The following is a 26,146-nucleotide window of genomic DNA, read 5'->3' as shown; positions in this document are numbered from 1 at the left end:
GGTTTTCTACTTATCAATTATTATTTGTTAACCACGACGGTTTTTATGTTTACAAATTGCTTAAGCCCGTAATATGAAAGCTCCCTTCCTATTCCGGATTTTTTGACTCCCCCAAAAGGCAGCCTCGGATCGGACTTTACCATCCCGTTGATGGTTACGAAACCCGCCCTGATCCTTTTTGCCAGCCTCTCGGCTCTCTCCAGGTCTGCAGACCAGATCTCGGCTCCGAACCCGAATTCTGTGGAGTTTGCAATCTCCACAGCTTCATCCTCGTCCTTTGCTATGATTACGGGTGCAATTGGTCCGCAGACATCGTAATTGCAGGCTTTCATGTCCGCACTGGCAGCCGGGATAAGCGCTGGCCTGAAGAAAAAGCCTTTCGCATGTTTTTCTCCATACACATGAGGTTCTGCCCCTTTTCTTTTTGCATCCTTCAGGATCTTTTCAAGGATGTCGACACACTCCTTTTTTGCCACCGGCCCGATGTCAGTTTCCTCGTCCATCGGGTCTCCGATTTTCAGCTCCTGAATATGCAGTTCGAAGGCCTCGATGAAATCAACGACAACATCTTCGGTGACAATGAACCTCTTGGCGGCAATACAGCTCTGTCCGGCATTGAGGAAACGGGATTCTATCGCAAACTGCGAAGCCCGGTCTATATCCGCATCTTCAAGCACTATGAAGGGGTCGGATCCTCCAAGTTCCAGCACGAAAGGCTTGATCATCCTTCCGGCAAGCTCTACTATTTCAGGTCCGGCTCCCTGGCTTCCGGTGATCGAAACCCCATCCACAAGATCCTCGTCAATGATTTCCATGGCGGTTTTTGAGTCGATCAGCAGGGTCTTGAACACATTATCAGGCAGTCCGGCTTCGGTAAAGACTTTTTCAACCTCAAGAGCTGACATGGGTACGTTTGATGCATGCTTTAGCAGGCATACGTTTCCTGCAGTCAGTGCGGGCACTGCAAACCTGAAAGCCTGCCAGAAAGGGAAATCCCAGGGTGCGATCCCGAGAATAATTCCTAGGGGCTCAAAGGTGACATAGCTCTTTTCGGCTTCTGTTTCCACAACTTCGTCCTTCAGAAACTCTGCCGAATTTTCCGCATAATAGTCGCAGAGACATGCGCATTTTTCAATCTCTCCAAGTGACTGCCTGATTGGCTTTCCCATTTCCTTCGTAATAATCTCGGCATACACCCGTTTGTTCCGCCTGAGTAACTCAGCCACCCGTGTAATATACCCTGTTCTTTCCTCAACCGAAAGCGAACTCCAACCCGAAAAAGTAGCCCTGGATTTTTTGATCTGGTCTTCGCAGTCCCCAAAAGATAATGCATCGTAAGTCCAGTTTACTTCTTCAGTATAAGGATTGACAGATTTGATTTTCATGACCTCCCCCCGAAAAAGAGTCCTTTAGTAATATTGAGATTCCCGGTATTATAATTTAAGGACCGGTAATACTCTTAAACGGAAGAAATGCTCTGAATCGCCTTCAAGTTCCTGTTTCAGGAATGAACTTTCATGCTGTCTGGCAGAGTAAAAAATGAACTAAATAACGAAACTGTGTTCAGAAGCTGGCAGTAATAGTTATAAAACCAGAATATTAATTATAAAGCACTCAATTTTAAATGGGGGGAAAATATGAGAAAAGCATTACTTGTTCTAATGGTTATTTTTGGCGTATTCCTGGCAATAGGATGTACAGGTACCGAACAACCGAATGAAACAGGAACTCCAACTGAAAAGATAACTGAAACCGAAGAGATGGCTGCAACCGAAGAGATGACTGCGACCGAAGAAATGGCTGCAACCGAAGAGATGACTGCGACCGAAGAGATGACTGCGACCGAAGAAATGGCTGCAACCGAAGAAATGACTGAAACTGAAGGGATGACAGAGACCGAAGAGATGGCTGCAACCGAAGAAATGACTGAAACTGAAATAGGAGGCGCAGAAGAAGAGGAAATTCTAGCTGGAGAGGAAATAACAGCCGCAGAGGAAGAAGAGAACGAAACTGAAAACGCTACAGAAAGGACCGGAGTAATCCACGTAACTCCTAACAAATGATGAATTATTTGAGCGATAATTCAGGATTCTGCCTGATCCATTAACCTTTACGCCGTACTTCGGTATTACTGTGTAAGCTCTCTAATTCATGGCGAGAGTTGCAATGCTTTAGTTCAACAACCGGAAATGAGAAACACAAGTTTACGTTTCCCGGATCAGAAACTCTATCTTCGTACTCGATTAACCCTGCAGTACAGGGTATAACAGTGAAGGAGTAAAGGTCATTACAAAGATGAACGGCAATCTCGAGATCTGAAATGCCGGAATATGCTGGGATATACTGGAGTATACTGGAATTGACCGGAAATCTCACTTCAACGGGAATGCCTTTAAAAACGGTTTTATTTATCAAATTTTGCTTCATCAGAATTCTGTTGTAGAGCAAAAGTTAAATCTACTCTTTTTCAGCTTTTTTATCCGTAAAACTCTGCATAACAGGTATTTTCACCTGCGCTCTGCCGCATTTTTCATTTAATGACTCATTACAATCGTTGCAAATACAAATCACCTCAATAGGGATCTCTAAAGCACCTGAGACAACCAGTATACCTGATTCTATATGTGGAAGACAATGAAAAAAGAATTGTTTATTTTACTCATTTACTCTATAGAGACTCCTCTGCATGGGAAAAGAACTATGCTCAGAATTTTGTAGGAATTATTATAAAATCAAAATATTAATTATAAAGCATCTATTCTACATGGGGGAAAAATATGCGAAAGGAATTGTTTATTTTGCTGGTATTATGCAGTGTATTCCTTGCAATAGGATGCGCAGAGAATGGCACTGAAGAAGCTCCAACTCCAGCCGGGGAAGTAACTCCAGCCGGGGAAGTAACTCCAGCCGGGGAAGTAACTCCAGCCGGGGAAGTAACTCCAGCCGGAGAAGTAACTCCAGCTGAAGAGATAACTCCAGTTGAAGAAGTAACACCTCAAACAGGAGGGGAAGGAGAAACACCTCAAACAGGAGGGGAAGGAGAAACCGTCGAAGTTTCCATTCAGAATTTTGCTTTCAACCCGGAATCGGTTACAATATCACCAGGTGATACCGTCAGGTGGACGAATATGGACTCGACTGCCCACACAGTGAGAGGGTCTACTTTTGAGTCCGACAGACTCGAAGAAGGAGAATACTACGAGTTCCTGTTTACGGAACCGGGAGTCTATGAGTATGATTGTTCTATTCATCCTTCTATGAAGGGAACCGTAATAGTGGCGGAGGAAGGGTGAAGTAGTAGCGTAAGAAGAGTGAATTTCTAGAGACCTTGATGGAATTCCAGGACTCGGGTTTTTGTTTTTCCGGGTCTCCGTTCAAATAAAGAGTTTTAAAAATAGTCTGAGAAGATTTTTAAAAAGGTTCTTTATTTTTTAGGTAGAATCTCTTCGCTGTCTTTGAATGGGGGAAAATCAATGAGAAGAGAACCTGTTATTTTCATGACCTTGTTCGGGCTACTCCTGTCCGCAGGCTGTGCAGAAAATGGTGTTGAAGAACCCGAACCAGCTGTAACTCCTGCCGAAAAGCCCGTAGTTCCGGCTGAAGTGCCTCAGACTCCGGCTGAAATTGTCGAAAATCCGGAAAATAACACTTCCAATCAAACAGCTGTTGAAAACATGACAGTTCCGGAAACTGAAATCCCGGCCGAAACCCTGGCTGAAACAGCTGAAACTCAGGCCGAACCCAAAACAGTTGAAGTAAAAATCAAAGACTTTGCCTTTAACCCTGATTCGATTACGATATCTTCCGGGGATACGGTCCGGTGGACAAATCTGGATTTGTTTACTCACACGGTAACAGGCCCTGATTTCTCTTCAGGCACACTAAGGGACGGGGACTCTTATGAGTTCACTTTTACGCGAGAGGGTACCTACAGGTACTACTGTTCAATTCACGCCTCGATGGAAGGGGTTGTGATAGTTGGGGGGTAAAGCCGTAAAAAACTGGTCCATTCTAAAGGTGCAGGAATCGTAAAATTCTTTCATGCTGTTGGGGCAATTTTTGAAAATTGTATTTCACTTTTTTGAGAACCTCTAAAGAATGTCAGATCAAAGAATCAACCTTCACTTTTTCTCTCACTTTTTCCCTTATAAAATCATGAATCATAAATCATCCCTGCAACATTAATTCCGCAGCATTCTTCTATGCCTTCGAAGCCGAGAGAAGAGTTAGCTTCGCAGACTTTGAAATGGTCGCCGTCGACGAGTAAATAAATTGATTTTTTCCTGTTGCGATTTCACAACAAAGTAGATATGTTAATACTTGTTTTTATTTTAGTAACACTATTTCTTCGAAAATAGAGGTTAACCGAGGTTGTAATATGGATTCAGATGTCATTGACTGGAACGAAGTCTGGAAAGAGACGCTGGAAAAACAGCTAAAATCAAACAGGAATGTAGATTGCGCGACTATATGGTACAGCAAGGAAAACGCCATGCGCTTCTGGAGGATGTTCCAGGGTGAGAGATCAAGGGAAATAACCGCGAAGAGAATAGAAGGCATGAAGCTTTCTCCTGACTCCAGGGTCCTTGATATAGGAGCCGGGCCAGGGACCCTTGCAATTCCGATTTCACAGCGTGTCGCCCATGTAACCGCTGTAGAGCCTTCGGAAGGTATGATGAATGTTATGCGGGACAACATCAAGGAGTACGGAATCGAAAATATCGACCCCGTACATAAAGACTGGGAAGCCGTTGATGTCGAGTCCGACCTTTCCGCTCCTTATGATGTGGTTTTTGCTTCTTATTCCCTGGGCATGAAAGACATACGGACTTCGGTTCAGAAAATGGTGGACGCTTCTTCGAAATACGTCTATCTGTACTGGTTTGCAGGGGAAACTTCCTGGGACATGCATTCCCGGAAACTCTGGCCACTTCTTCACGGAAGTGAGTACCAGCCAGCCCCCAAATGCGATGTTCTCTACAACGTGCTCTATGACATGGGAATCTACCCGAATGTAAGCGTTTTCCCCTTCGAGCACGTCCACAGGTTTGCAACCCTTGATGAAGCTGTCGAGGATTTTATGTCATACTACAACGCAAGCTCCGATACACAGAAAGCCATCCTCAGGGATTATTTTGAAGGTGTGCTTGAAACAGACAACGGAGCCCTTATTCAGAGGGGGTGGTCTACAAGGGTAAAGATGTGGTGGGAAAAAACAAACTGAACGGTCAAAACAGGCATATCGGAAAAAAACCGAACAGATCAAGCCGAGCAGGTCAGAAAGATTAAGCCGCTAGTAAAAAACTTCATATCTCACTTTTCTCCCACCTTTTCCCTCACAAAATCATAAATTATCCCTGCAACATTAATCTCGCAGCACTCTTCGAGGCCTTCGAAGCCGGGAGAAGAATTAGCTTCGCAGACTTTGAAATGGTCACCGTCAAAGAGGAGGTCGATGCCTGCAATGTCGAGCCCGAAGGAACGGGCGGTTTCGGTTGCAAGTTGTTCTATTTCCGGGGTCATGTCGAATTTGCGGACTGCTCCACCTCTTGAGTGGTTGGACTTGAAACTGCCGGCTCGAGCTATGCGTTCCATGCAGGCAACTGCCCGGCCTCCGATTACGAGGACGCGGAGGTCTCTTCCGAGGCTGGATTTGATGAACTCCTGAAGGATTATGTTTGCATTGGGATTGGTTACATGGATCAGTTCCATGAGGTCCCGGAAATTGTCATGGTTTTCCGAGAGGAAGATGCCTTTGCCCATGGAGCCGGAGAGGGCTTTTACTATGAGAGGGAAACCGAGGTACTTTTCAACCAGGTTTATGTTGACCGGGTTTTTGGCAAGCATCGTATTGGGAGAGGAGATCCCTCTTTCTGCCAGGATCTGCTGGGAATAGAGCTTGTCCTTGACGGTGTCAATACTCTGCGAAGAGTTAAAAACGCGGACTCCAAGGCGTTCCAGGTGACGGATAACCGCAAGTGCGAAGTAGGTTGTACCTGCCCCCATTCTCGGCAGAAGAAAGTCCGGAAGAGGGACAACTTCCCCGTCCAGAAGAATGCTTTTCCTATCATCCCTTGTTACAATCAGGTCGAACTGGTCGGGTTTTACGACTCTGAGTTCTATTCCCTTTTCACTCGCAACCTCAATGAAGCGGTGAATTTCGTACAGGTCGGGCCTCAATTCGGCAGCCGTATTCTTGTAAAGAATCCATCCTTTCATTCTTTCATCCGCTCTGCCCTGTGGGAAGTGTTTCTATATTTATAGAAAGAGATCCATCTATTTGAAAAGCGTTTCCGGTATATAGAGCTGTGCTTTTCGTTTCAGAGCCCTGCTTTTTACCGGCTTTTCTTTTTAAGATTTCCGGATTTTCTGGTTTTGTTGGTCATTCCAGTAGTCCCTCACACTCCAGTAGTCCCTCATTAACCGGTTGATCTATTCCTGAACCCGGAGAAGATTTTTCAGTTTTCTCTCCCTGCGCCGTCCGGGAATGATGCCGGGCTGCCAGCCAGATAAAAGTAACCCGAAAGCCGACAACACAAGTTCCGAAAACCAGGAAATGAATATAAAAAAGAGCTACACGCTGTAATCTTGCTTATTTTTCATACCGTAATCCAGCTAATTTTCATAAACAGCAAATACTAATTTTAGTGCAGGTTACAGATTAAAAAAGGAAAAGGAAAGTAAAATCAGGAGGGAAAAGATCTCTCCGTATTTATTGAATGTTCCCTCTCGGATTTACTGAATGTCTCCTCCGATCTCAGCATATCTGGGGTCGATTTCCACAGCTTTTCTATAAGCGTCCTCAGCTTCTTCCTCACGTCCGAGGAAACTCAGGCAGACAGCTTTTCCAAACCAGGAATCGGCCGCTCCCGGGTCGAGCTTAAGTGCTTTCTCGTAGGTTTCCAGGGCTTCTTCAAAGCGTTTGAGTTGAGCCAGCACAAAGCCGAGGCTTGAGTAGGCTTCCAGGTATTCGGAGTCAAGCTGAGTAGCTTTTCTGTATGATTCGACAGCTTCTTCTAGCCTCTGCACCTGGCTGAGGGTAAAGCCTTTGTTGTACCAGACATCGGAATTTCCGGAGTTAATCGCGATCGCTTTATCAAAAGCATTGATTGCTTCCTCATACTTTTCCAGGTTTTCCAGGTCTATTCCCATATTATTCCAGGCATCGTCATTTTCAGGGTCAAGTTCCACGGCTTTTTCATAGGCTTTCAGAGCCTGCCTGTAACTGCCGAGGCTATCAAGGTCCACTCCTTTGTAATACCAGGCTTCAAGGAAATCAGGGTCAATTTCGATTGCTTTATCATATGCAATTATTGCTTCGTCGTAGTTCCCCATCTGTCCGAGAGCTATACCCTTTCCTGCCCACGCCTCTTTATAATCCGGATTTTCTTCCAGGACTTTTTCATAGGCTTCGATAGCCTCTTCATATTTTCCTACCTGGCTGAGATTCAGGGCTTTTCCATACCAGGCATTGGGATAGTCCGGCCTGAGTTCAAGAGCTTTCCCATAGGCTTCGACTGCTCTTTCGTATTCCCCCACCTGGGAGTAGGAAAAAGCCATGTTATTCCAGAGGTCTGCATCTTCGGCATCGATCTCAATCGCTTTTTGATAGAGTTTGAGAGCTTCCTCGAACCTTCCAAGGCTTTCAAAAACTGCAGCCTTATTATTCAAAAGATAGATATTCTTCGGGTCTTTTTCAATCGCCTTATCAAAGGCGACTATTGCTTCATTGAACTTGCCAAGCCTGAGAAGATCAAGGCCGCACTCATTAAGCTCGGCTGCAAGGATTTCGTTGCTGACTTCCTCCGTTGCCACACTCTCCGAATCATCCATTACATACGCATCCCCGGAAACAGCTCCCTCTTCTGTTTCGGTTTTTTCTTCTTTTTCTTCTCCTGCGAAAGGTTCGTCCTTTTGTTCTCCAGAGTTCATATCCAAATTTCCTTTATTGTCTTTTACGATTAAGACCCATAATTTTTCAGGTACTCGCGTTCGTTACCTACTTAAGTCTATTGTCCGCTATAACCTATACATCTGTCCTTTATGGCTTTTATAGCCTCTCCCCGAAAAGTAGTCTGAAATGTCTGGAAAAGGGGAATGGAAAAAGAAAAAGATCAGAAAGATCCAGAAAACATATTGTGAATCCGGAAAATACGGATCAGGAAAAAATGAAGGATATCAGGGAAACTATGGAAAGTGTTCGGAAGAATGTACAGCTAAATGACCCGCAAACTCTGAAAGCTGTTCTCTTTGATATGGACAATACTCTTTTTGATTTCGTAGCCGTAAAACTCATAGCGTGCAGGGAAATCCTTTCCTATCTCGGAGAAGGAGGCAGGAACCTTAAGAAGGACCCTGCAGAACTCTTCGGGTATTTCCTCAGGGGAACTTACGGGTTTGAGGACTATGAAAACATAAGGGACTACATGCAGGAAAGAAAACTTTTCACAGAGCAGGCGTACATGCAGTGCCGTGAGATTTATGACCGGGAAAAACTGAAAAACCTCAACCTGTATCCCGGGGTAAGGGGTACCCTCAGGGAGCTGAAGAAATTTGGACTAAGGCTTGCAATAATAACCGACGCCGACAGGTATCATGCCCGTGCAAGGCTCACGAGGGTCGGGCTTCTTGATTCCTTTGAACTCCTGGTATCTGCGGATATGACAGGTACGAAAAAACCTGACCCTGCTCATTTTCTCTTTGCTCTTGATGCCCTCGGGATAAAGCCGGAAGAAAGCCTGGTTGTGGGTGATAGCCTCAAAAGAGACATTGCTCCTGCCCGCAGGCTAGGCTTAAAAACAGCATATGCTTCTTATGGGGACTGGAGACCCTCAGAGAAAAGTGAGTCGTGCTTTGATTTTCAACTCAACACATTTCCGGACCTGATAGGATGTATTGGCAGCCTTAACGGGGCTCATGTGCAGGCTGATTCACAAAACAAAGGCTAAGTCGATTAGCAATTAAACACCGGTCAGAAATAAATGGGCTGAAGAATAGACGATAAAATGGTTGAAGAAAAAGATATTTAAAAAATGTTAAGGAAAAAGATATTTAAAAAATGTTAAGGAAAAAGATATTTAAAAATGTTAAGGAAAAAGATAATTTCAGCCGCTATGCCTCTCAATTCCTGAATGGGTTTTCTGGCTAACGGCTTTTCAGTCTGTCACAAGCCCTGCTACTTCTCTGAAAAGGTCTCCCTATAAAAGCTGCTTAAACAAGGTCTGAGTACAGAGGGTTTATATCGACTGCCCTTTCGTAAGCTTCCATTGCTTTCTGGTGTTTCTTTACTCTGTCGTATACTATTCCTTTCCCAATCCAGGCTTTTGTAAAGCTCGGGTTGATATCTATAGCCTTTTCAAAAGCATCCAGCGCTTCTTTGTATCTTTCAAGGTCTCTCAGGGCAATCCCCTTGTTGTACCAGAACCTTGCGTTCTCGGGATTTGCTTTGATCTTGCTGTCAAAAACCTCCACGGCTTTCTCAAGATATAATTTTGCTTCTTCGTTTTTCCCAAGCCAGCGTAGAGCCACTCCTTTGTTGTAAAGGGCCTTTCCGTTAGTCGGGTTTAACTCAAGTGCCCTGTTGAAAGCATCAAGAGCTTCCTGATAACTCTTTATTTTGCAGAGTCCCATTCCTTTCTTGCACCATTCGCTTGCACTCATGGAGCTGATGTCGTAGTTCTTTGAATAGAGCCGGATAGCTTTCTCGAGGTCATCCATTGCGTCTTCGTATGCTCGCATCTCCCTGAGAGCCATTCCCCGTCTGTACCAGACTTCTGGGTCTTCAGGAGCCAGGGATACAGCCCGGTAAAATGCATCAAGAGCTTCCTCATACTGCATAATCCCAAGGAGAAGCTCAGCTTTGAAGCACCAGGTTTTAGCATCAGCAGGGTTGATCTCAAGTGCCCTGTTGAAAGCATCAAGAGCTTCAGCGTACTTCATGAGGTTTTTGAGTACAATCCCTTTATTAAACAGGATTTTTGGATTGTCAGGGCTTATTTCCAGAGCCTTATTGTATGCATCCAGAGCTTCTGTATACCTTTTTAGTTCCTGGAGCGCAACGCCTTTATTATACCATTCATTCGAAGTCATAATTTACCACACCTTTTTTGAGCTACGTTTTTCACCAATTTACCACATCTACCTTGAACAACAATATTATATGCCTTCAGAGCATTAAAGCGGTTTCGTGCTTTAGTTCCTTATCAAAAATAAGGACGGATAAACAGTTACGCATAATAATTTACGTTTTATTCTTTTTTAAACATTTTGAAATAATCATATACATTATTATTTTAAAAATAGAGTTTTTAAAGTTTCATCAGGGTCAAAGTCGATTTTTAGTAACCCTTTGATATATGATCTAATAAATCAATATAATATAATGAATCAATCTATTTTTATATTAGTTGGGTAAAATATTCTCGGTCTATACTTTTTATACTCCTATTTCTTTTCCATGGTGGCAGATTCTGCTTCACCAGGAAGTTCTTCCCGAAAAGTAAATAAGTAAATTCCAGGCAGACATCTTCCGATTAGAATCTTGTCTTCCGGATAAGAATCTGATTTTTACGCACGGCATGTACGGAGATCATTACTGGGAACTCTGGTCTTTAAGTCGCGGCAGATTTCTCAGAAAACTTTCAATAAAGCTATGTAATTTTTTACGGAAAATCCAATTTTTGCGGATAAATTTGGTTTTGCCGCGGATGTAATTTTAAAAAAATCCGCGTTTTTAATGGAACGATCTCTTTTTAAGAGTGACATTACATATTAACAACGGTATGTCTTTTTTAAAATAATTAAAAATTAACGCAAGTATGTCTCAAAGACTCTCTTTCTAAATTGTTTATGACGTCCCCCTTTCAATTTTTAAGTATAAGTAATAAACCGAATTAGTGAGCATATTTTCAGGAGACAATTAAAGAGGGCATCTCAAGAAATGTATAAATAAATATCTTAAGATGCCCCAGAAAATTTGAAAAATTACAAATCCCGGAACAGCCTTTCTGAGTTTGCAGGACCTGAAAAGGAGAAAGAAAAGAAATTCTACCTTTAAAAGGTCTGATTTCCTTAGGGGTATTCTTGCTTCTTTGAAAGTAAACTTACCCCATGCTTCAAATCCGGTTACGTCTCAGGACCATCCCTACTCTTGCCTTCAATTCAAGAGGATTGAAAGGCGCAGCAATGTAATCGTCAGCTCCTGATTTAAAGGCTTTGACACCGTCTTCCGCTCTATCCCTCTCACTCAGCATCATAACTGAGACCCACCAATGCCTTGGGCTGGCTTTGAGCTGTTTGCAGATTTCAAAGCCATCTGTATCCGGATAAGCCGTATCAAGCAGTACAAGGTCTGGTCTTTCCTCATTTACTGTTTCAAGGGCTGAAAAGCTGTCCGAGGCGCTGACAACATTGTAGTTTTCAGCTTCAAGGACTTTCTGAAGGTTACTGTGGACATTGTGCCCAGTCCTCATAATCAGGATTTTTTCTCTGGTATCATGAAGGTTCGAAATCCGTAATTTTACTAGCTCTTCCGAAACCGAAAGAGTGCGGGAAATCTCTCTTTCACTGATCTCAGGTTGTTCTTCTATAAGCTTTAAAATTTCACGGTCAAGATTAATGTTATGCATTTCCCTCCACCTCATACAGTATATATTTTCTTAGGTATTAAACATTTCTCAAAAATTAAAACGAAGGTATTCACTAAAAATATACACTGTGAAGCGGGAGAGAGCGGAGTTATCCAAATATTTAGAAGATTTCATATGAATCGTCTGACTACCCAATACGGAGATAAGTTTATAACCGTAAATAGCAAGTTAATATTGGAAATAAGAATCACTTACGGAGAACAGCCACCTCTGAGATGATAGCAATGGATCCACTTGAAAAAATCTTTGGAAAAACTGCACAGATGACCGTACTCAAGAATCTGATCGAGCACCAGAACGAATCAACCTACCTATCGGGGATAGCGGAAGAAACCGGTCTGTCTCATTCCAGTGTATCAAGAGTCATTACCCCACTAATAGAGTCGGGTATTGTCATTGAAAAACCTCTTGGAAAGCAGATCCGGACCTTCCAGCTGAATATGGAAAGCGACGCGACAAGATTGATTATAGATTTTTACAATAAAATTAATCAGATGCTGGAATAAGCCTTAAAGTGAGTTCCTGCATGCGCGAGCCGGGGTCAGAGCAAGGGTCAGGGACAGGGTAATCTTACTGTCCACTTTTTTAATTTTGCTTGGGTAGTGATGACTTTGCGATTTTGACGGGAACAAACATAAAGAATTAGAAGATTTGATCATAATTAGAACCAGAAGATTTAATAGGAACCGTATCCGAAGAATTGACGGGAATCAATTAAGAAGAAGCGTGACCAGAATAACCCATCTTGAGTTTATTCCGGCCAGAGAAGCAAATTTTCGGATTTTTCAGTCAACCTGCTTCTTAAATGTTTTTTCCAGAAAGAGTTCTGTTTCAAGCCTATTGCGTTTTTTATTTCAGGCTTTCAATATATTCGTTTGCAGCTGTGGCTGCGATTGCTCCATCTCTCACTGCTGCTACAAGTTGCCAGATTGGGGTGTCGCGGCAGTCCCCTGCGGCATAAATTCCTTTCTCCGAGGTTTCCATCCAGCGGTCAGTCTTGATAAAGCCTTCATCGTTCTTTTCCACATTAACGAATTCGGTATTCGGCTGGATGCCAACATAGATGAAAACCCCATTGGTTGAAAGTTCTCTTAATTCTTTGCTGTTGAGGTTTTGCAGGATAATTTTTTCGACCTTCTTGACCCCTTCCCGGCTCCCTACTATTTCCCGGACAAAAGTATTGAGGATAAACTCAATGTTCGGAGTTGCAAGCGCCCGGTCCTGAAGGACTTTTGCAGCCTTCAAACGGTCCCGCCTGTGGATAAGATATACCTTCTGGGCAACCTTTGAAAGAAGAAGAGCGTCAGTAACAGCTGAGTTGCCGCCTCCTACCACAACTACAGTTTTGTTTTTGAAAAAAGGCCCATCGCAGATTGCACAGTAGGAAACACCCTTGCTGATAAATTCCTTCTCTCCCGGCACGTCCAGGTGCTTTGGATTTGCACCTGTGGCAATAATTAAGGCTTTTGTTTCCAGGTCCCCACTGTCCGTCGAGACGATTTTTTTTGCTTCCTCGGTCCGGACCGAGAGAACTTCCGTAATTTTAGTCTTAACTCCGGCTTCCTGAGCATGGGCTCTATATTTTTCCATCAATTCAAGTCCGGAAATTGACGGAAAGCCAGGATAGTTTTCTACAATATCTGACATGGAAATCTGGCCACTGATTTCACTTTTCTCCAGAATAAGGGTGTCAAGCCCGAAACGTACAGCGTAAATTCCCGCTGCAAGCCCTGCAGGTCCCCCTCCTATGATTATCAGGTCGTACATATTTACCTCCCGAAAACAAAAATGGGTTCAAGAAATAAAGTTTTTACTTACCTTCAGGTAATGCGGGCTATAGCATCGGCTTTTTTAGGAAGACCCGTAAATGCAGGCTCTCCATCGATCAGAGTTGTAGGGACGCCGACAATGCCGTGCTTCTCGATAAGAGCCTGGCCTTCGGGGGTTTCGACGTCAATTTCCTCGTACTCAAAATCGTATTCCGTTTTAAGGTCTTTCCAGAACCTGCGTGTTGCCGGACATGCCGTGCACCAGGTAGCGTGAATTAGCGTAACCTTTGCCATAAAAAAACACCTCTAAAAACTACGAATGTAAACCTCATTCCTATTATTAATTTATAGATATAAATACGTTGAGCGTCTACGTAAATCGTAAAATAAATCCATGGATTCTTTGAATAAGCCTGCGGCGCCAAAAGCTTTAAACCAATAAACTCCTAAAGCGGGGTATGCTCACTTTTATAGGGCTGGGCCTTTTTGACGAATACGATATTTCCTTAAAAGGACTTGAGGCTGTCCGGGAAGCTGATCTTGTATATGCGGAGTTCTATACTTCCTGCCTAATGGGAACAAACCCTGAAAAAATGGAAAAGCTCTACGGAAAAAAAGTACATTTGCTCTCAAGGGAAGATGTAGAACAGCAACCCGATTGGCTGGATGAAGCAAGAGATAAAAACGTAGTCTTCCTCACAGGCGGGGACACAATGGTCTCCACAACTCATGTTGATCTGCGCCTCAGGGCCGAAACGCTCGGGATAGAAACCCGCCTGATTCATGGGGCGTCCATCGCTTCAGCCGTCTCGGGGCTTACCGGGCTTCAGAACTACCGCTTCGGAAAATCCGCAAGTATCCCATATCCCTATGAAAGCCGGCGAGGAGCCCGGATAATTTCGGAAACTCCTTATGATACCATAAAACAGAACTCCGAACTTGGTCTCCATACCATGGTCTTTCTGGACATCGATAAAGATAAAGGGTATATGACCGTCAACCTTGCGCTTGAACTCCTGCTCGAGGTTGAGAAAAGAAGAGGGGAAAGGGTGATGGATAGGGCTGTTGCTGTGGGAATAGCAAGGGCAGGCTCTGAGAAACCTGTGGTAAAAGCTGACTACGCAGAAAATCTGAAGGATTTTGATTTTGGAAAGCCTCTTCATATCCTGGTTGTTCCCGGAAAACTGCATTTTCTCGAAGCTGAAGCCCTTGTGAAACTTGCAGCCGGGCCTGAGGAAATCATGGAAGAGATGGAATAGGTCGAATTAAATACCGATCGAAAAAAACATGATCAAATAAAAAACCTATGTAAGAACAGTTGCTGAAAGGTTTCTCAGGTGGTCAAGATGCCTGCCGATTTGAATGAAAAGGTCAACCGATACGAGAACATGTTAAAAAGGGCCCTGCAGAAAGCAAAGTATGCTCCGATCCCTAACTCCCATATGCACGCAGTAGCAGAGGATTACTACACAATGGCAGAAGCCTACTATAAAGACGGGATCTACTTTCTTGAGAATGGGGACCCTGTAAACGCCCTGGCTTCCTTCAGCTATGGTCATGCCTGGCTTGATGCCGGAGCAAAACTCGGGGTCTTTGCAGTGGATGACGAGACTCTTTTCACAATATAAGCCTTTTTACCAGTAAGAACTCTGAAATAATCGGGTTTGAATGAAATAATCGGGTTTGAATGAAAGGATCAAAAGAATCGAAAATATGGTAACCCTTACATATCTTCAGGAATAAGAAGGTAAGAATCTTGAAAACGAAACCTGAAAGGTTAAAACATTAATAACAAAACATAAAAGTTAAAATTAAGCTGAAAAATAGAACACTTAAATTAAGCTGAGTATGAATTATAACATAAAGCTGAAAAATAAATGTTGAGATTAGGCTGAAAAATAAACACTAAAATTAAAAGCTAAAAAATTAAAGGACAACTAAATTAGAAGGTTAAAACTCATAACTGAAAATTGAGAATTTAAGAGCTTAAACTGAAAAACCATATAATAAGTAAAGTTTATAAATACAAACGCTCATTCGAAGCCAGAATAAGTAATTACTTTACTCTATTCTTTAGATTTTGTGATATTTTTCCCTGCTCCGGGGATATTCTTAATTATATATACTGAATAATTGCGGTGGATAAATTATGAAGAACTTTCATGTGGTACTTGAAGCAGCTTGGTTGGTTAGAGATGTAAAAACAGCTGATGATGCTATAGGGGTTGCGATTTCTGAGGCTGGAAAGCGCCTAAACCCCAAACTGGATTTTGTAGAGGTTGATGTGGGAACTACGTCCTGTCCGGCATGCGGTGAGCCTTTTAGCAGTGTTTTCATAGCGGCAAATACCGCGCTTGTAGGGCTTATTTTTGAGATGAAGGTTTTTGATGCCGAATCTGCGGAACATGCGGAAAGGATCGCAAAATCTGTCATAGGCAAGTCTCTCCGCGACATCCCGTTGACTGTTGTAGAAGTCACGGAATTCGAAAGGTCAGGCGAGAAAGGCGAACAGCAGCAAAAAGGCAAGGCAAACAAATAAAAAGGTTTCCTTCCTTTAACCTGTTCTAATGCCGGGGCAGAGGAAGGCGTACCTGTATGGCTTCTTACAAGATAGCTCTTCTGTAGCCAGGGTTTTAAGAACCCCTGGCTAAAAAAAGAAGCATCTTTCACGGCAGAAATGGATAAATCAGTAATTTTATCTTTTCCTGAGTTTTTACTTTACTTAACTTTTAACAGTATATTTTATCCCAAAAACTCCTGGGTTCCTCCCAGACCCGTAAAAAAGAGGAAACTGCATGGACAGAATTATTTCCGTGGTAGGGCATACTGCCCTTGATTACATCGTCGATGTTGAAAAAATAGCAGGAAAAAACGAGTCTTCCCCTGTAATCGACTATGAAGAATATCCTGGCGGAGGGGCTGCAAATATCGCAGTTGCCATTGCAAAGCTGGGAGGAAAAAGCCAGTTGATATCTCCTGTCGGAATGGATTTTGCAAGCTCTGGATATGAGCAGCTTCTTAAGGACGCATGCGTTGACCTTTCCCGCCTCTACAGTATTGAAGCCCTGAAGCTTTCCAAGGCTTTCATTTTCACGGACAGAGAAGGCAACCAGACCACCTATTTTTATTGGGGGGCGTCCTCAAAGTTCAAAGAGCTTGAGCCCGAGCCTGTGGATTTTGTTCACCTGGCAACAGCAGATTGTGTCTACAATGCAAAGATAGCGCAGATTGCCGGTTTTGTTTCCTTTGACCCGGGACAGGACCTGGTGACTTATTCAAAAGAAAAACTCGAGACAATCCTTGATCACACTGATATTCTCTTTGCAAACAGGCATGAGATTAAGCGGGTTTCAGAGATGACCGGAAAAAGCTTCTCCGAGCTCAGGGCTATGATTGACGTCATTGTTATAACATACGATGCGGAAGGCAGCAGAATTTATGCTGGCAACGAAGAATGGAAAATTCCCGTAGTTACTGTAAAGGCCGTAGACCCTACAGGTGCAGGAGATGCTTACAGGGCGGGTTTTCTGCTGGCTTACACCCGGGGATATCCCCTTCCAACATGCGGAAAAATAGGGTCAACTGTGGCGTCCTTTGCCGTACAGTCCCGGGGCTGCCAGACCAGCCTTCCAACCTGGGAAGAGATGGAATCCCGCTATGAAGCCAGCTTCGGAAAACTGGAAGCAGAAAGCTGAGGTTGCAAAAGTCCATGTAAGCAGGCTGAAATCAGAAAAACATATAAAATATAATATAATGACTTAAGAACTATAATCCGCGAATTATAACCTGGAAGTACGAAAAAATAGAATTAAGGAAGAGGATGCAGATGAAACTCGCAGCACTGATTTCTGGGGGCAAGGACTCGATCTTTGCCATCCATAAAGCCCTTGAAGAAGGGCACGAGGTCACCCACCTCATCAATATTATTCCCGCAAGGGATGACTCCTACATGTACCACTCAATCAATCTCCATATGGTCGAACTGATCTCTGCCGCCAGTGAAATCCCGCTGATCCAGCAGGAGTCCAGCGGAATCAAGGAGCTCGAGCTGGATGACCTTACTCTTGCTCTGAAGAGGGTAAATGTGGATGGGGTGTCTGTAGGCGCTATTGAGTCGCAGTATCAGGCGAGCAGGGTGCAGAAGATCTGCGATTCCCTCGGGCTTAAAGTCTATGCCCCTCTCTGGCACAGGGACCCTGAAGAACTTCTGAATGAGATGGCAAAAGTTCTCGATATCAGGATTGTTCGGGTTGCAGCCGAGGGTCTTGATAAGTCCTGGCTTGGTCGCCCCATCAACGTGACGTCAATCGAAAACCTCAAAGCCCTGAACCGCAGGTACATGGTCCACATGGCAGGGGAGGGTGGTGAATACGAAACCGTAGTCCTTGATGCTCCCTTCTTCAAAAAGCGCATAGAAATCGTGAAAAGTGAAGTCGAATGGGAAGGCGACTCCGGCTCTTTAAAGATCCTGGATGCAAGACTGGTCGACAAGACCTGATTTTTCGCAAGTAACTATTTTCTCATAACTGACAGAAACCCGAAGCAGTCTCACTCCTGCATTCGGCCCTCCCTGTCCAGGCTAACCTGTGCAGACCGAGATTTTGTGAAAACCTGTACATCTTGATAAGCATGTTTTTTCCTGTCTGATTGAAAAGCTGCTGTATGCATACATAACAGATGATACTGTTTTTATTTTTTTGGTATTTCCTCTATTTAGATATCCGAAAAGTGGTTACCTGCTATAAATTTCACAATATGCAATATGCAAAACCAGAACGGATACTTTGATATTATAGACCTATTGTGACTTCTCAACATGCATTACTGACTTTTCGGATAGGCTCTTAGTCGGTCTGATTTATCGCAATTCTACAATATGACATTAATTTTATATATGTGTAAGTATATTATTCAACTGGCATCTGAGGAACTGTGTCCTATAGAAAGATCCCTTCTCCAGATATTTCTTCAGACCAGATTTCCAAAGCCAGATGCCTGTTCATGCCACATTCTTTTATTTTTTTTCTTTTTTATATTTTTCATCCTTTTTTCAGTGATCTCTGATTAACTGGCATGATTAATTGTTTTATCTGCCCCGGCATCCCTGGGAAATCTTTTCAGTTTTCTCTTTCTGTACACAAAAGGCTTAGCACCGCCTGCCTGTCAGATAAAAAAGTGATCCGCAAAACAACGTCACAATTGGGGGGAAAAATATACTGAAGAGATGTCCCCTGGTTCAAGAGAATACTATCCTTAATCCCGAAAATCTCTTTTCAATTCACAGGTAAATATAAGCCCCCCTGCCAGCCTGTATGGCGGCACCGAAAAAAGCAGAAAAAAAATCTTTTTTCGGATATTGCTTTTACTTTTGATCTTTTTGTGGGAAAGACCGCTTTCTTGCGTCTCTTCATTCGACCGTTGTTTTTAAGTTGCCCTTTTGAGAGAAACTAACTGTAAAACCAATCAGGCAGTCCGCTTGAGCGAAGTTTCCGATTTTAACCTGCAAATTAGTCTGCTTGAGCGAAGTTCACTACTATATCCCAAAATTGGCCCTCTTGAGCGAAGCTTCCGATTTTAACCTGCAAATTAGTCTGCTTGAGCGCAGCGAAACAGACCGCGTACTGTTGCGATTACATCGCAACTACAAGAAAAATCATAGATTTTTCTGTCCCGAGGCGCAATTCGGGCTGTAGAGCCGCAACTCTGTCGTGAAAAATATCGGTACTGCAAAAATGTCCTGAAACCCAGCAGTATACCTCTATTTTTATATATTATGGCCTATATTTATTATATAGGGCATCTGAGAAGAAAAAATCTTTTCTCGCTGTAAACCTCAGCCGACTCTTTTACCCCCTATATCCCCCCACTCCCAGACTCAGATGCCCTATCCCCCCAACACAATTTACTGATGTTCCATACCTTTTTTCTATTCCCTTTTCCATCCATTTCGGAAATGTCATGTTTGTTTTTACTCATAAGGATCCGCTCAAAAGATCTTCCTCAAAAAGAGTTCCCAAAAGCGCCTCTGTTTAGTGGTGGGATCAACTCTGAAAGGTGGAAAAAACAAAATATGAATTAATATGGAAAAATATGAAAAAATAGGTTTCAGGAATCAAATTCCTGCAGTAACCAGCTTAAAATTAAAATTCTTTAACATTAGGGGTTTTCGATCAAATCCAGAATTCTAAGGGCAAGATATGCCCCATTCGCTCCATTATCAATTCCCACGCTTCCAACAGGTACACCCGGGGGCATCTGGGCTATGGAGAGAAGGGCATCAAGCCCTCCGAGTTTTGCGCTCACAGGTACGCCTATTACAGGTTTCTTTGTCCTGGAAGCCACAACTCCGGGGAGGGCTGCCGACAGACCGGCAATTGTGATAAAGATTTTTGCATCCGAACCTGAAATATAGCTATCAAGTTCATCAGGGTTTCTGTGTGCAGAGATAACCATTACTTCGTAAGTGTATTTGCTCTTTTCAAGTACAGCTACCGCGCGGTTGGCGATTGATCTGTCGGACTCAGAGCCCATAATCAGTGAGATGTCGACCATTTTTTGCTCCTTTGAGGCAAGTCAGGGCAGGTTTCCCTTTCCGCTTAATTCGTTCTGGCGTTCGATACTCATCCTGATCAGAACTTCAAAAATTTCCTTTATCGATCCTACATCCAGGTTGAGTTCGGTTGCAGCGTTTAATGCCCTGTTAATAACAACCTCGTTTTGCTTACGGTCATTTATGGAAGTTCCATTTATTCTTTTTGATTCAAGAACTCTCTCGGCAAGGTTGACCCTTTTATCAATGAGGGAAAGGATTTCCCTGTCAATTTCCTCTATTTCTTTGCGGACTGCTTCAAGTTCACTCAAGAGTAACCCCTCCCTTTAAAGGATACTGCATCTCTGTTATTTATACTGGTTTCTATGACCTTTCCTTCCATACCGCAGCTTTCCCAGGCAGATTTAAGCTCTTTTACCTGCTCGGCTTTTACAAGAGCTGCATAGGAAGGGCCGGTTCCGGAAAGGCTGACTCCCGTTACTCCGCATTCCAGGGCCCTGAGCATGTATTCCGTATCAAAACCAAGGGCTCCGCAGTAGAGAAAGCCATTAAGTGTCATTGCGCGTTCATATTCCCCTTTGAGGGCAAGCCCATATGCCATTTCTACATATGGTGCGATCAACCGGGAACGTTTCACATTTGTGTCCGCACTGAAAGCTTTTTTTGTCGGGGCAAATATCAGGACTTTTGAGTCGGCTTCTTCGCGTCTGACAAGCTCCATTTTTCGGTTGTCTGTAACAACAATCCCGCCTAAAAAGGAGGCACAGGCATCGTCAAAAGCTCCTGTTACCGTAACTCCCACTTCTTTTGCAGCTCTTACGCCCAGTTTTACGATCTCAAGAGGGGGTAGAGTCTCATCAACTGCACGGAGGGTTGCAAGGACCGAAGCGTTTGCTGCAGCACTGCTGCTCTTGAGTCCTCCTGCAAGGGGGATTTCACTTCCCGTCCTTATCGTACCTTCGAGTTCAAGCCCGAACCTCTCAAGGACGAGTTCTACGCAGTGTTCTATAAGGCGCGTGTCTCCTTCAGGCATTCCTTCAATTGAGCCTACAATGCCCGATTTACCCTCGGAGAGCTCCACCTTTGCAAAGGTTTTTAAGTCTATCCCGAATGCTGCGCCTTTCCAGGTAGCTATGGCGTTTATTATGGTTCCAGCTCCGAAAGCGCAGGCATGCCCTTCAAATGTCATCAAGTCCAGAATGCTCTGCTCTTTAATATTTTTAACCTCTATTCCGGGCAGGTAGACTTCATATGGGGTTCCGGAATTTATCTGCCAAAAAGAAAGAAGCCTCCGAATATAAATAGTAAAGCCAAATTGTATATATATTAAGTCGTTATCTACACACTAATAAATACTATAAATATGAAGTGAGCATCCTCTAACTTCCAGGCCTGGCCTGAGCAACCAAAAACGGGGAATCCACATAGAGACCAGAAAAGTACAGCAGACAGGCGGATCCACTTATATCATTTCTCTCCCGAAACAGTGGGCCGAAAAAGTAGGAATTGAGACAGGGACGAGAGTATCCATTCAGGCTCAGCCAGACGGAAAACTGTTAATTGACCCTATTCTGGAAGGGCGCACGATCAAGACGAAAAGGATCGATGTGACAGGTTATGAGGCAAGAGCCCTGGAAAGGGATATCATTGCTGCATACCTTTATGGCTATGACAGGATGGAGTTTGCCTCAAAAAGAATACTTGCCGAGCAGAAACAGGTCATCAGGAAGGTCTGTTACAAGCTCATAGGCCCTGAAATCATCGAGGAAAGCTCAAACTGCGTGGTCATTCAGGACCTTCTTAACCCCAATGAACTTCACATTAAAAAAGGTATACACAGGATGTTCCTGATTGCAGGCTCCATGCAAAAGGATGCCATACGAGCCCTCAAAAATGTTGACCACGACCTTGCTCTCGATGTAAGTCAGAGGGATGATGAGGTCGACAGGTTGTGTCTCCTGATTTCCAAACAGTTCCGTTCCGTCCTCTGCGGCGGGAGAATGCCCGATTCCTCGGAAACAAGTATTGAGGAATACCATGACTTCAGAATGGCGGCAGGTCCTATCGAAAGAATAGCAGACCATTCGCAGAGGATTGCAAACGTTGCATCCAAAATGCAGGGGCCGGTCAGAGAAGATGTAATGGAAGTCGTAGAAGATCTCAGCAATGCCTACATGGAACTTGTTCAGCAGGCGGTAGATTCTCTCTATGACGCTGACACTACTCTTGCAAATAAGGTAATAGACAGTATAGATGGTATGCGTCTGCGTGTGAAGGAACTTCATGCCTCCATTCTCAAACTTGAGTCCCATGAAATCATGATCTCCCTTGGGATGATAGTAGACAGCCTCTCAAGAATAGGAGACCTTGGTTCTAACATCGCCGAGATTGCCATAAACTCCGCGATAAAAAACAAGTGAGTCTCCCGGGAAAAAGTTCGAAGTCCCTTAGAATCCGGGTATTCTCAGGGTGTTCTTATTCAGGATTTCAATTTTCAGGACTTCAGATGTGGAAGCTTCAGGCTTCCTATCCCCGCACTTCAGGGCTTCAGTCGGCCTGTCCGTCAGATCAAAAACTTGCTTTTTTCTGGCGGCGCCTCCCAAAAAGGAATAAATAGGATTTGAAAAAGGCCGTTACAGGTAGAAATAAATAACTTTTCCTTTTTATGAATAAATTTCTTTTTTGCCCTGATGAATATGAAATAATCTTTTTTCAATATCAAGAGAATGAAATATTTTATCTGTTGTTAATATATATTTATTTAAATAAATAAAATAAATATATAACTACATCCTTGAAACTACGGCAAGCGATCAGCCTTTAATATCCCTGCCTGTTAAATCTGCCTTATTTCCGGTAACCGGCACCCGGGGGGACTTTTCCTGGGGGATTTTCGGAGGGTTAAAAGGAAAATGTTAGAGTAACAGAACAGCGTTTAACGTACGAATGCGGTGAGTCTGACTAAGAGCTGAGGTTCAGCAGCTCAGGTTTTTTGGAATACGGTAGTAAAAGAGACAGGGAAACTAAAAGGAAAGCCAGTCTGCTAATTCCTTCGTAGGATAAAAACCATTTATATTTTTAAGATATGATGAATAAAAATAGGAAAAAATATAAAGGAAAGTACAGAACATCAGTACAAACATAAAAATTCAATAGAAAATGAAGAGAGTTAACGACAGAATGAAGTTCTTCTTTATAAAAAAGCTTTTTGTTAAATATGTCCGGGAGTCAGGCGATAAGAAGTAATTTATTTATATTCTGGTGTTATTTCACGGAGGCACTTTCTATTCTCACATAGAGATGCAAGGTTTGCTATTTATTCCAGGTATGTCAGGAAGGAGATGTTATTATCTCCAATTTCTCTGATTCCCTCAGCTTAACAAATGGAAATTATTTATATGCAAGGATCAATTAAATAAAAAGGTCACGAAAACACCAGTAAATCTATAAAGGAAAGCAATCCGAGAAATCCTTTGGTGTTATGCTTTTCCCAATGGAGGGAAGCCATGAATATGATAAAACGATTTAAGGTAAGCTTTTCAAAAATGTTTAACAAGCTGTTCAAGAAAAAAGGAGCATGCATAGGTATCTACGGTCCCCCCAATGCCGGCAAGACAACCCTTAGCAATCGCATTCTCCGGGACTGGGTCGGAAGCGAGGAAACAATGGGCTCAGTTTCACATATCGCCCACGAAACCAGACACGCAAAAAGAAGAAACGGACTCACCATCGAAACTAACGGGCATACTATCAGCCTTGATATTGTGGATACCCCCGGGCTTGCAACAAAGATCGACTTCCACGACTTTATGGAACAGGGAATGAGTGACTCAGAGTCAAAGAAAAGGTCAAAAGAAGCTACAGAAGGCGTGATTGAAGCTGTCAAATGGCTGGACGATCTTGATGGAGTCATACTGGTGATGGATTCCACAGAAAATCCCTATACTCAGGTTAACGTAACCGTGATAGGGAACATGGAAGCCAGAAACCTGCCGCTTCTCATCGTAGCAAACAAGGTAGACCTTCCTGATGCGGATCCCGGAGTCATAAAGGAAGCCTTCCCTCAACACCCCATGGTACCGGTCTCGGCACTCGAAGGAGTGGGAATGGACTCATTCTACGAAGCTCTGGCAAAACAGTTCGGGTGATCAAAATGCAGGGAATCCAACTTGATCTTATATCCGAAGCCAGGATTTCTCAGATGGCTTCTATGGAAAAAGTCCGGTACATAATCGATGAGGTGCGGAAGGGCAAAATCCTTGTACTTGAAAAGGGGCTCAACCCTATGGAGGAAGCAAAACTCATTGAGATGACAATGTCAGCAATTCAGCCGGACGTGTTTTCAGGAATCGAGATGCAAAGCTACCCTGCAAACGCAGATGCTTCTTTGCTGGGTAAGTTATTCAAAAAGCAAAACAGCAAGAGACTTACGGTGATAGGGCCCGCAAACCAGCTCAAAACCCTTAAAAAGGACAGGAATCTGATCAGTGCACTTGTCTCTGCAAGTAAGTAAACGAAGTGGAAACAATGTGTGCCCAGAAGACCCAAGACTTGGAAGCAAAAATATCCCCTCCTCAGTCCCTAGGCTCCTTTGAGATGGGCAGGAACGACGTTAACGTAGTCTGTACCTACGGAAAAATTGCAGTATGGTTTGGACGAAAGGTTCCTGATTATATTATAGCGCAGGTACTCATAGGAATCTCAAAGGTAGACCCGTCTACTGTTCACGAATTTGAGATCATCTGCGACTTTGATGAGATCACGGAGTATGAAAGCAAAGGGTACATACTGGTTTCCTATGGTAAAACAGCTGGCGGCTATCGTGTAAACTACAGTATTCCTTTTTCCAACAAAAAAGCCCTGTTCCATCTGTCCAGGTTCGTACTTGAAGAACTCCAGAAAGGAGAGGTACGTAAGGACTTTTACTGGAACGGGAGTGACTGTGATATCCAGCGGCTCTACAAGGAGTTCAGAAACAACATTGACAGCTGGGAACTAAAAGCTATTAATTATAAGACCGAGCCGCAGACAAACCGATAAACTTCCGGCAAGAACGGATTAAATGGAGCTTCCAGAATTTTATCCTGAAATCCTTACCAATAAGTTTAAGTCAATGAAAAAAGTTATCCGGAAGGATTTCAGGAATTAAATTCGGTATTTACATTCCGTACTTACAGGCGGTATTACGGTAAGTATTTTATATGGCATGTATTTACGGTAAGTATTTTATATGGCATGTATTTACGGTAAGTATTTTATATGGCATGTATTTACGGTATGTATTTACGGTATGTATTTACGGTAAGTATTTAAAGTACGTATAGTCTCAAGATCTTTACCGACATTTTGGGATTATTATCAGTTATCCGGTAAATGTAAGTAAATTGAAAGTTAAGCACTTATTATTTCTATTATTTATTGAGAACTCAACTCAATGCTTTTTGGAGAACTTGTATGAAAAATGATCAGGTAAATGACTGTAAAGATGTAATATTATCAATGGAACTTATGATAGACAACCTCGATGAGGTTGTTAAGATGCTTGACTGTCAGGCTATAATAAGCATGCTTCAGAAAATTATGGAAGGGGAGAGGATTTTTGTAATGGGAGCAGGTCGTTCCGGGCTTGTTGCCAAAGCTTTTGCAATGAGGCTGATGCATCTCGGGTTTAGTGTGTATGTCGTAGGCGAAACCACAACCCCTGCAGTCCATCCACAGGATGCCGTTATTGCTATTTCAGGGTCTGGAGAAACCCGTTCCATAGCAAATCTCGGGAGAATAGTGAAGGATATCGGTTCAACTCTCATAACCGTCACCTCCAAAAAGGATTCGACACTCGGAAAAATCTCTGATATAACTATGGTCCTTCCTAGCAAGACCAAACACGATCATGATGCAGGTGGCTCCCTTGAAAAAAATATGAGGGGAGATTACAAGAATTTGCCTCCGTTGGGCACTGCTTTTGAAATCACTTCCCTTGTCTTCCTTGACTCGGTAATTGCCCAGCTGATAACTCTTAAAGGCGTTTCGGAAGCAGAACTCAAGTTAAGGCATACAAATATCGAATAACTGACTGAGCATCAAATAATTACCTTAAAATATCCGTTGAAATAAAGATAGTGAGTAACTTCAAAAGAAGCAGGATTTTTTTAAAGGTATAATTTGAGGATATAAGGAGG

The 26,146-nt window shown here is 43.2% G+C and carries 27 protein-coding genes; 16 read left to right on the top strand and 11 right to left on the bottom strand.

Annotation, left to right across the window (positions count from 1 at the left end; all coding sequences use genetic code 11):
* Window positions 1-20: 20 nt before the first annotated feature.
* The gene (locus ACSAZL_RS13970; RefSeq protein ID WP_440945244.1) at window positions 21-1,385 is read right to left on the bottom strand and encodes an NAD-dependent succinate-semialdehyde dehydrogenase; all 1,365 of its coding nucleotides are present in this window, start codon (window positions 1,383-1,385) and stop codon (window positions 21-23) included.
* A 252-nt stretch (window positions 1,386-1,637) separates the two neighbouring features.
* Here ACSAZL_RS13970 and ACSAZL_RS13965 point away from each other — a divergent pair, with 252 nt between their 5' ends.
* From ACSAZL_RS13965 to ACSAZL_RS13950, 4 genes are all read left to right on the top strand, one after another.
* Window positions 1,638-2,063: a hypothetical protein gene (locus ACSAZL_RS13965; RefSeq protein WP_440945243.1), complete on the top strand. Its 426-nt coding sequence runs from the start codon at window positions 1,638-1,640 to the stop codon at window positions 2,061-2,063.
* A 714-nt stretch (window positions 2,064-2,777) separates the two neighbouring features.
* Window positions 2,778-3,293, top strand: a complete 516-nt coding sequence (locus tag ACSAZL_RS13960; RefSeq protein WP_440945242.1) for a cupredoxin domain-containing protein — start codon at window positions 2,778-2,780, stop codon at window positions 3,291-3,293.
* A 180-nt stretch (window positions 3,294-3,473) separates the two neighbouring features.
* Window positions 3,474-3,989, top strand: coding sequence for a plastocyanin/azurin family copper-binding protein (locus ACSAZL_RS13955; protein WP_440945241.1), 516 nt, complete (start codon window positions 3,474-3,476; stop codon window positions 3,987-3,989).
* A 389-nt stretch (window positions 3,990-4,378) separates the two neighbouring features.
* Window positions 4,379-5,224: a class I SAM-dependent methyltransferase gene (locus ACSAZL_RS13950; RefSeq protein ID WP_440945240.1), complete on the top strand. Its 846-nt coding sequence runs from the start codon at window positions 4,379-4,381 to the stop codon at window positions 5,222-5,224.
* A gap of 89 nt (window positions 5,225-5,313) precedes the next feature.
* Here the strand turns inward: ACSAZL_RS13950 and ACSAZL_RS13945 are convergent, their stop codons facing one another.
* Both ACSAZL_RS13945 and ACSAZL_RS13940 read right to left on the bottom strand, forming a co-directional pair.
* Window positions 5,314-6,219, bottom strand: a complete 906-nt coding sequence (locus tag ACSAZL_RS13945; RefSeq protein ID WP_440945239.1) for an ATP-grasp domain-containing protein — start codon at window positions 6,217-6,219, stop codon at window positions 5,314-5,316.
* 516 nt (window positions 6,220-6,735) lie between these two features.
* Window positions 6,736-7,932, bottom strand: a complete 1,197-nt coding sequence (locus ACSAZL_RS13940) for a tetratricopeptide repeat protein (RefSeq protein ID WP_440945238.1) — start codon at window positions 7,930-7,932, stop codon at window positions 6,736-6,738.
* Between the two features lie 206 nt (window positions 7,933-8,138).
* On the opposite strand from ACSAZL_RS13940, the gene ACSAZL_RS13935 reads away from it, so the two are divergent.
* On the top strand, window positions 8,139-8,948 hold the full coding sequence (locus ACSAZL_RS13935) for an HAD family hydrolase (RefSeq protein ID WP_440945237.1): 810 nt from the start codon (window positions 8,139-8,141) through the stop codon (window positions 8,946-8,948).
* A 262-nt stretch (window positions 8,949-9,210) separates the two neighbouring features.
* Here the strand turns inward: ACSAZL_RS13935 and ACSAZL_RS13930 are convergent, their stop codons facing one another.
* Window positions 9,211-10,089: a tetratricopeptide repeat protein gene (locus ACSAZL_RS13930; RefSeq protein WP_440945236.1), complete on the bottom strand. Its 879-nt coding sequence runs from the start codon at window positions 10,087-10,089 to the stop codon at window positions 9,211-9,213.
* A 1,025-nt stretch (window positions 10,090-11,114) separates the two neighbouring features.
* Entirely contained in the window at window positions 11,115-11,627 is a 513-nt protein-coding gene (locus ACSAZL_RS13925) for a response regulator (RefSeq protein ID WP_440945235.1), read from the bottom strand.
* Between the two features lie 245 nt (window positions 11,628-11,872).
* Here ACSAZL_RS13925 and ACSAZL_RS13920 point away from each other — a divergent pair, with 245 nt between their 5' ends.
* Complete coding sequence (locus ACSAZL_RS13920; RefSeq protein WP_048124988.1) at window positions 11,873-12,154, top strand: MarR family transcriptional regulator; 282 nt, start codon at window positions 11,873-11,875, stop codon at window positions 12,152-12,154.
* Window positions 12,155-12,497: 343 nt separating this feature from the next.
* Here the strand turns inward: ACSAZL_RS13920 and trxB are convergent, their stop codons facing one another.
* Window positions 12,498-13,415, bottom strand: coding sequence for a thioredoxin-disulfide reductase (gene trxB / locus ACSAZL_RS13915; RefSeq protein ID WP_440945234.1), 918 nt, complete (start codon window positions 13,413-13,415; stop codon window positions 12,498-12,500).
* A 53-nt stretch (window positions 13,416-13,468) separates the two neighbouring features.
* Complete coding sequence (locus tag ACSAZL_RS13910) at window positions 13,469-13,711, bottom strand: glutaredoxin family protein (RefSeq protein ID WP_440945233.1); 243 nt, start codon at window positions 13,709-13,711, stop codon at window positions 13,469-13,471.
* A 164-nt stretch (window positions 13,712-13,875) separates the two neighbouring features.
* On the opposite strand from ACSAZL_RS13910, the gene dph5 reads away from it, so the two are divergent.
* From dph5 to ACSAZL_RS13885, 5 genes are all read left to right on the top strand, one after another.
* On the top strand, window positions 13,876-14,676 hold the full coding sequence (dph5, locus tag ACSAZL_RS13905; RefSeq protein WP_440945232.1) for a diphthine synthase: 801 nt from the start codon (window positions 13,876-13,878) through the stop codon (window positions 14,674-14,676).
* Window positions 14,677-14,763: 87 nt separating this feature from the next.
* On the top strand, window positions 14,764-15,045 hold the full coding sequence (locus ACSAZL_RS13900) for a DUF357 domain-containing protein (protein ID WP_440945231.1): 282 nt from the start codon (window positions 14,764-14,766) through the stop codon (window positions 15,043-15,045).
* Window positions 15,046-15,566: 521 nt separating this feature from the next.
* A complete protein-coding gene (locus tag ACSAZL_RS13895) occupies window positions 15,567-15,956 on the top strand; it encodes a DUF555 domain-containing protein (protein ID WP_440945230.1) in 390 nt (129 codons plus the stop codon).
* Between the two features lie 256 nt (window positions 15,957-16,212).
* On the top strand, window positions 16,213-17,112 hold the full coding sequence (locus ACSAZL_RS13890) for a carbohydrate kinase family protein (RefSeq protein WP_440945229.1): 900 nt from the start codon (window positions 16,213-16,215) through the stop codon (window positions 17,110-17,112).
* A 131-nt stretch (window positions 17,113-17,243) separates the two neighbouring features.
* Window positions 17,244-17,915, top strand: coding sequence for a diphthine--ammonia ligase (locus ACSAZL_RS13885; protein WP_440945228.1), 672 nt, complete (start codon window positions 17,244-17,246; stop codon window positions 17,913-17,915).
* 1,658 nt (window positions 17,916-19,573) lie between these two features.
* Here the strand turns inward: ACSAZL_RS13885 and ACSAZL_RS13880 are convergent.
* From ACSAZL_RS13880 to ACSAZL_RS13870, 3 genes are read right to left on the bottom strand one after another with little or no spacing between them, the layout of a single operon-like run.
* Complete coding sequence (locus ACSAZL_RS13880; protein WP_440945227.1) at window positions 19,574-19,969, bottom strand: 5-(carboxyamino)imidazole ribonucleotide mutase; 396 nt, start codon at window positions 19,967-19,969, stop codon at window positions 19,574-19,576.
* Window positions 19,970-19,990: 21 nt separating this feature from the next.
* Window positions 19,991-20,278 (bottom strand): chorismate mutase, encoded by a 288-nt coding sequence (locus tag ACSAZL_RS13875; RefSeq protein WP_440945226.1) that lies wholly within the window; start codon window positions 20,276-20,278, stop codon window positions 19,991-19,993.
* Window positions 20,275-21,156: a shikimate kinase gene (locus tag ACSAZL_RS13870; RefSeq protein WP_440945225.1), complete on the bottom strand. Its 882-nt coding sequence runs from the start codon at window positions 21,154-21,156 to the stop codon at window positions 20,275-20,277. The genes ACSAZL_RS13875 and ACSAZL_RS13870 overlap by 4 nt, the downstream gene beginning before the upstream one ends.
* A 280-nt stretch (window positions 21,157-21,436) precedes the next feature.
* Between ACSAZL_RS13870 and ACSAZL_RS13865 the strand changes: the two genes are divergently transcribed.
* Window positions 21,437-22,387: a PhoU domain-containing protein gene (locus ACSAZL_RS13865; protein WP_440948855.1), complete on the top strand. Its 951-nt coding sequence runs from the start codon at window positions 21,437-21,439 to the stop codon at window positions 22,385-22,387.
* 27 nt (window positions 22,388-22,414) lie between these two features.
* Here the strand turns inward: ACSAZL_RS13865 and ACSAZL_RS13860 are convergent, their stop codons facing one another.
* Window positions 22,415-22,570, bottom strand: a complete 156-nt coding sequence (locus ACSAZL_RS13860; RefSeq protein ID WP_440945224.1) for a hypothetical protein — start codon at window positions 22,568-22,570, stop codon at window positions 22,415-22,417.
* A 903-nt stretch (window positions 22,571-23,473) separates the two neighbouring features.
* Here ACSAZL_RS13860 and ACSAZL_RS13855 point away from each other — a divergent pair.
* The 4 genes from ACSAZL_RS13855 to hxlB all read left to right on the top strand — a co-directional run bounded on the left by ACSAZL_RS13855 (window position 23,474) and on the right by hxlB (window position 26,036).
* A complete protein-coding gene (locus ACSAZL_RS13855) occupies window positions 23,474-24,115 on the top strand; it encodes an Era-like GTP-binding protein (protein ID WP_440945223.1) in 642 nt (213 codons plus the stop codon).
* A gap of 5 nt (window positions 24,116-24,120) precedes the next feature.
* Complete coding sequence (locus ACSAZL_RS13850) at window positions 24,121-24,480, top strand: DUF2073 domain-containing protein (RefSeq protein WP_440945222.1); 360 nt, start codon at window positions 24,121-24,123, stop codon at window positions 24,478-24,480.
* Between the two features lie 14 nt (window positions 24,481-24,494).
* Complete coding sequence (locus tag ACSAZL_RS13845; protein WP_048171760.1) at window positions 24,495-25,007, top strand: hypothetical protein; 513 nt, start codon at window positions 24,495-24,497, stop codon at window positions 25,005-25,007.
* A gap of 414 nt (window positions 25,008-25,421) precedes the next feature.
* Window positions 25,422-26,036, top strand: coding sequence for a 6-phospho-3-hexuloisomerase (gene hxlB, locus ACSAZL_RS13840; protein WP_440945221.1), 615 nt, complete (start codon window positions 25,422-25,424; stop codon window positions 26,034-26,036).
* Window positions 26,037-26,146: the final 110 nt, after the last annotated feature.

It is taken from the genome of Methanosarcina mangrovi, from assembly GCF_052057765.1.
Taxonomy (GTDB): domain Archaea; phylum Halobacteriota; class Methanosarcinia; order Methanosarcinales; family Methanosarcinaceae; genus Methanosarcina.
This window is presented reverse-complemented; position numbering and strand designations above follow the sequence as displayed.

Bases quoted from the DNA above. Each gene is read 5' to 3' on its own strand.
- ACSAZL_RS13965 (WP_440945243.1), top strand. From the start codon at position 1,638: ATGAGAAAAGCATTACTTGTTCTAATGGTTATTTTTGGCGTATTCCTG.
- ACSAZL_RS13960 (WP_440945242.1), top strand. From the start codon at position 2,778: ATGCGAAAGGAATTGTTTATTTTGCTGGTATTATGCAGTGTATTCCTT.
- ACSAZL_RS13885 (WP_440945228.1), top strand. From the start codon at position 17,244: ATGAAACTCGCAGCACTGATTTCTGGGGGCAAGGACTCGATCTTTGCC.
- dph5 (WP_440945232.1), top strand. From the start codon at position 13,876: ATGCTCACTTTTATAGGGCTGGGCCTTTTTGACGAATACGATATTTCC.
- ACSAZL_RS13940 (WP_440945238.1), bottom strand. From the start codon at position 7,932: ATGAACTCTGGAGAACAAAAGGACGAACCTTTCGCAGGAGAAGAAAAA.
- ACSAZL_RS13880 (WP_440945227.1), bottom strand. From the start codon at position 19,969: ATGGTCGACATCTCACTGATTATGGGCTCTGAGTCCGACAGATCAATC.
- ACSAZL_RS13910 (WP_440945233.1), bottom strand. From the start codon at position 13,711: ATGGCAAAGGTTACGCTAATTCACGCTACCTGGTGCACGGCATGTCCG.
- ACSAZL_RS13895 (WP_440945230.1), top strand. From the start codon at position 15,567: ATGAAGAACTTTCATGTGGTACTTGAAGCAGCTTGGTTGGTTAGAGAT.
- ACSAZL_RS13930 (WP_440945236.1), bottom strand. From the start codon at position 10,089: ATGACTTCGAATGAATGGTATAATAAAGGCGTTGCGCTCCAGGAACTA.
- trxB (WP_440945234.1), bottom strand. From the start codon at position 13,415: ATGTACGACCTGATAATCATAGGAGGGGGACCTGCAGGGCTTGCAGCG.
- ACSAZL_RS13855 (WP_440945223.1), top strand. From the start codon at position 23,474: ATGAATATGATAAAACGATTTAAGGTAAGCTTTTCAAAAATGTTTAAC.
- ACSAZL_RS13845 (WP_048171760.1), top strand. From the start codon at position 24,495: ATGTGTGCCCAGAAGACCCAAGACTTGGAAGCAAAAATATCCCCTCCT.
- ACSAZL_RS13955 (WP_440945241.1), top strand. From the start codon at position 3,474: ATGAGAAGAGAACCTGTTATTTTCATGACCTTGTTCGGGCTACTCCTG.
- ACSAZL_RS13950 (WP_440945240.1), top strand. From the start codon at position 4,379: ATGGATTCAGATGTCATTGACTGGAACGAAGTCTGGAAAGAGACGCTG.
- ACSAZL_RS13945 (WP_440945239.1), bottom strand. From the start codon at position 6,219: ATGAAAGGATGGATTCTTTACAAGAATACGGCTGCCGAATTGAGGCCC.
- ACSAZL_RS13970 (WP_440945244.1), bottom strand. From the start codon at position 1,385: ATGAAAATCAAATCTGTCAATCCTTATACTGAAGAAGTAAACTGGACT.
- hxlB (WP_440945221.1), top strand. From the start codon at position 25,422: ATGAAAAATGATCAGGTAAATGACTGTAAAGATGTAATATTATCAATG.
- ACSAZL_RS13925 (WP_440945235.1), bottom strand. From the start codon at position 11,627: ATGCATAACATTAATCTTGACCGTGAAATTTTAAAGCTTATAGAAGAA.
- ACSAZL_RS13890 (WP_440945229.1), top strand. From the start codon at position 16,213: ATGGACAGAATTATTTCCGTGGTAGGGCATACTGCCCTTGATTACATC.
- ACSAZL_RS13870 (WP_440945225.1), bottom strand. From the start codon at position 21,156: ATGACATTTGAAGGGCATGCCTGCGCTTTCGGAGCTGGAACCATAATA.
- ACSAZL_RS13900 (WP_440945231.1), top strand. From the start codon at position 14,764: ATGCCTGCCGATTTGAATGAAAAGGTCAACCGATACGAGAACATGTTA.
- ACSAZL_RS13920 (WP_048124988.1), top strand. From the start codon at position 11,873: ATGGATCCACTTGAAAAAATCTTTGGAAAAACTGCACAGATGACCGTA.
- ACSAZL_RS13850 (WP_440945222.1), top strand. From the start codon at position 24,121: ATGCAGGGAATCCAACTTGATCTTATATCCGAAGCCAGGATTTCTCAG.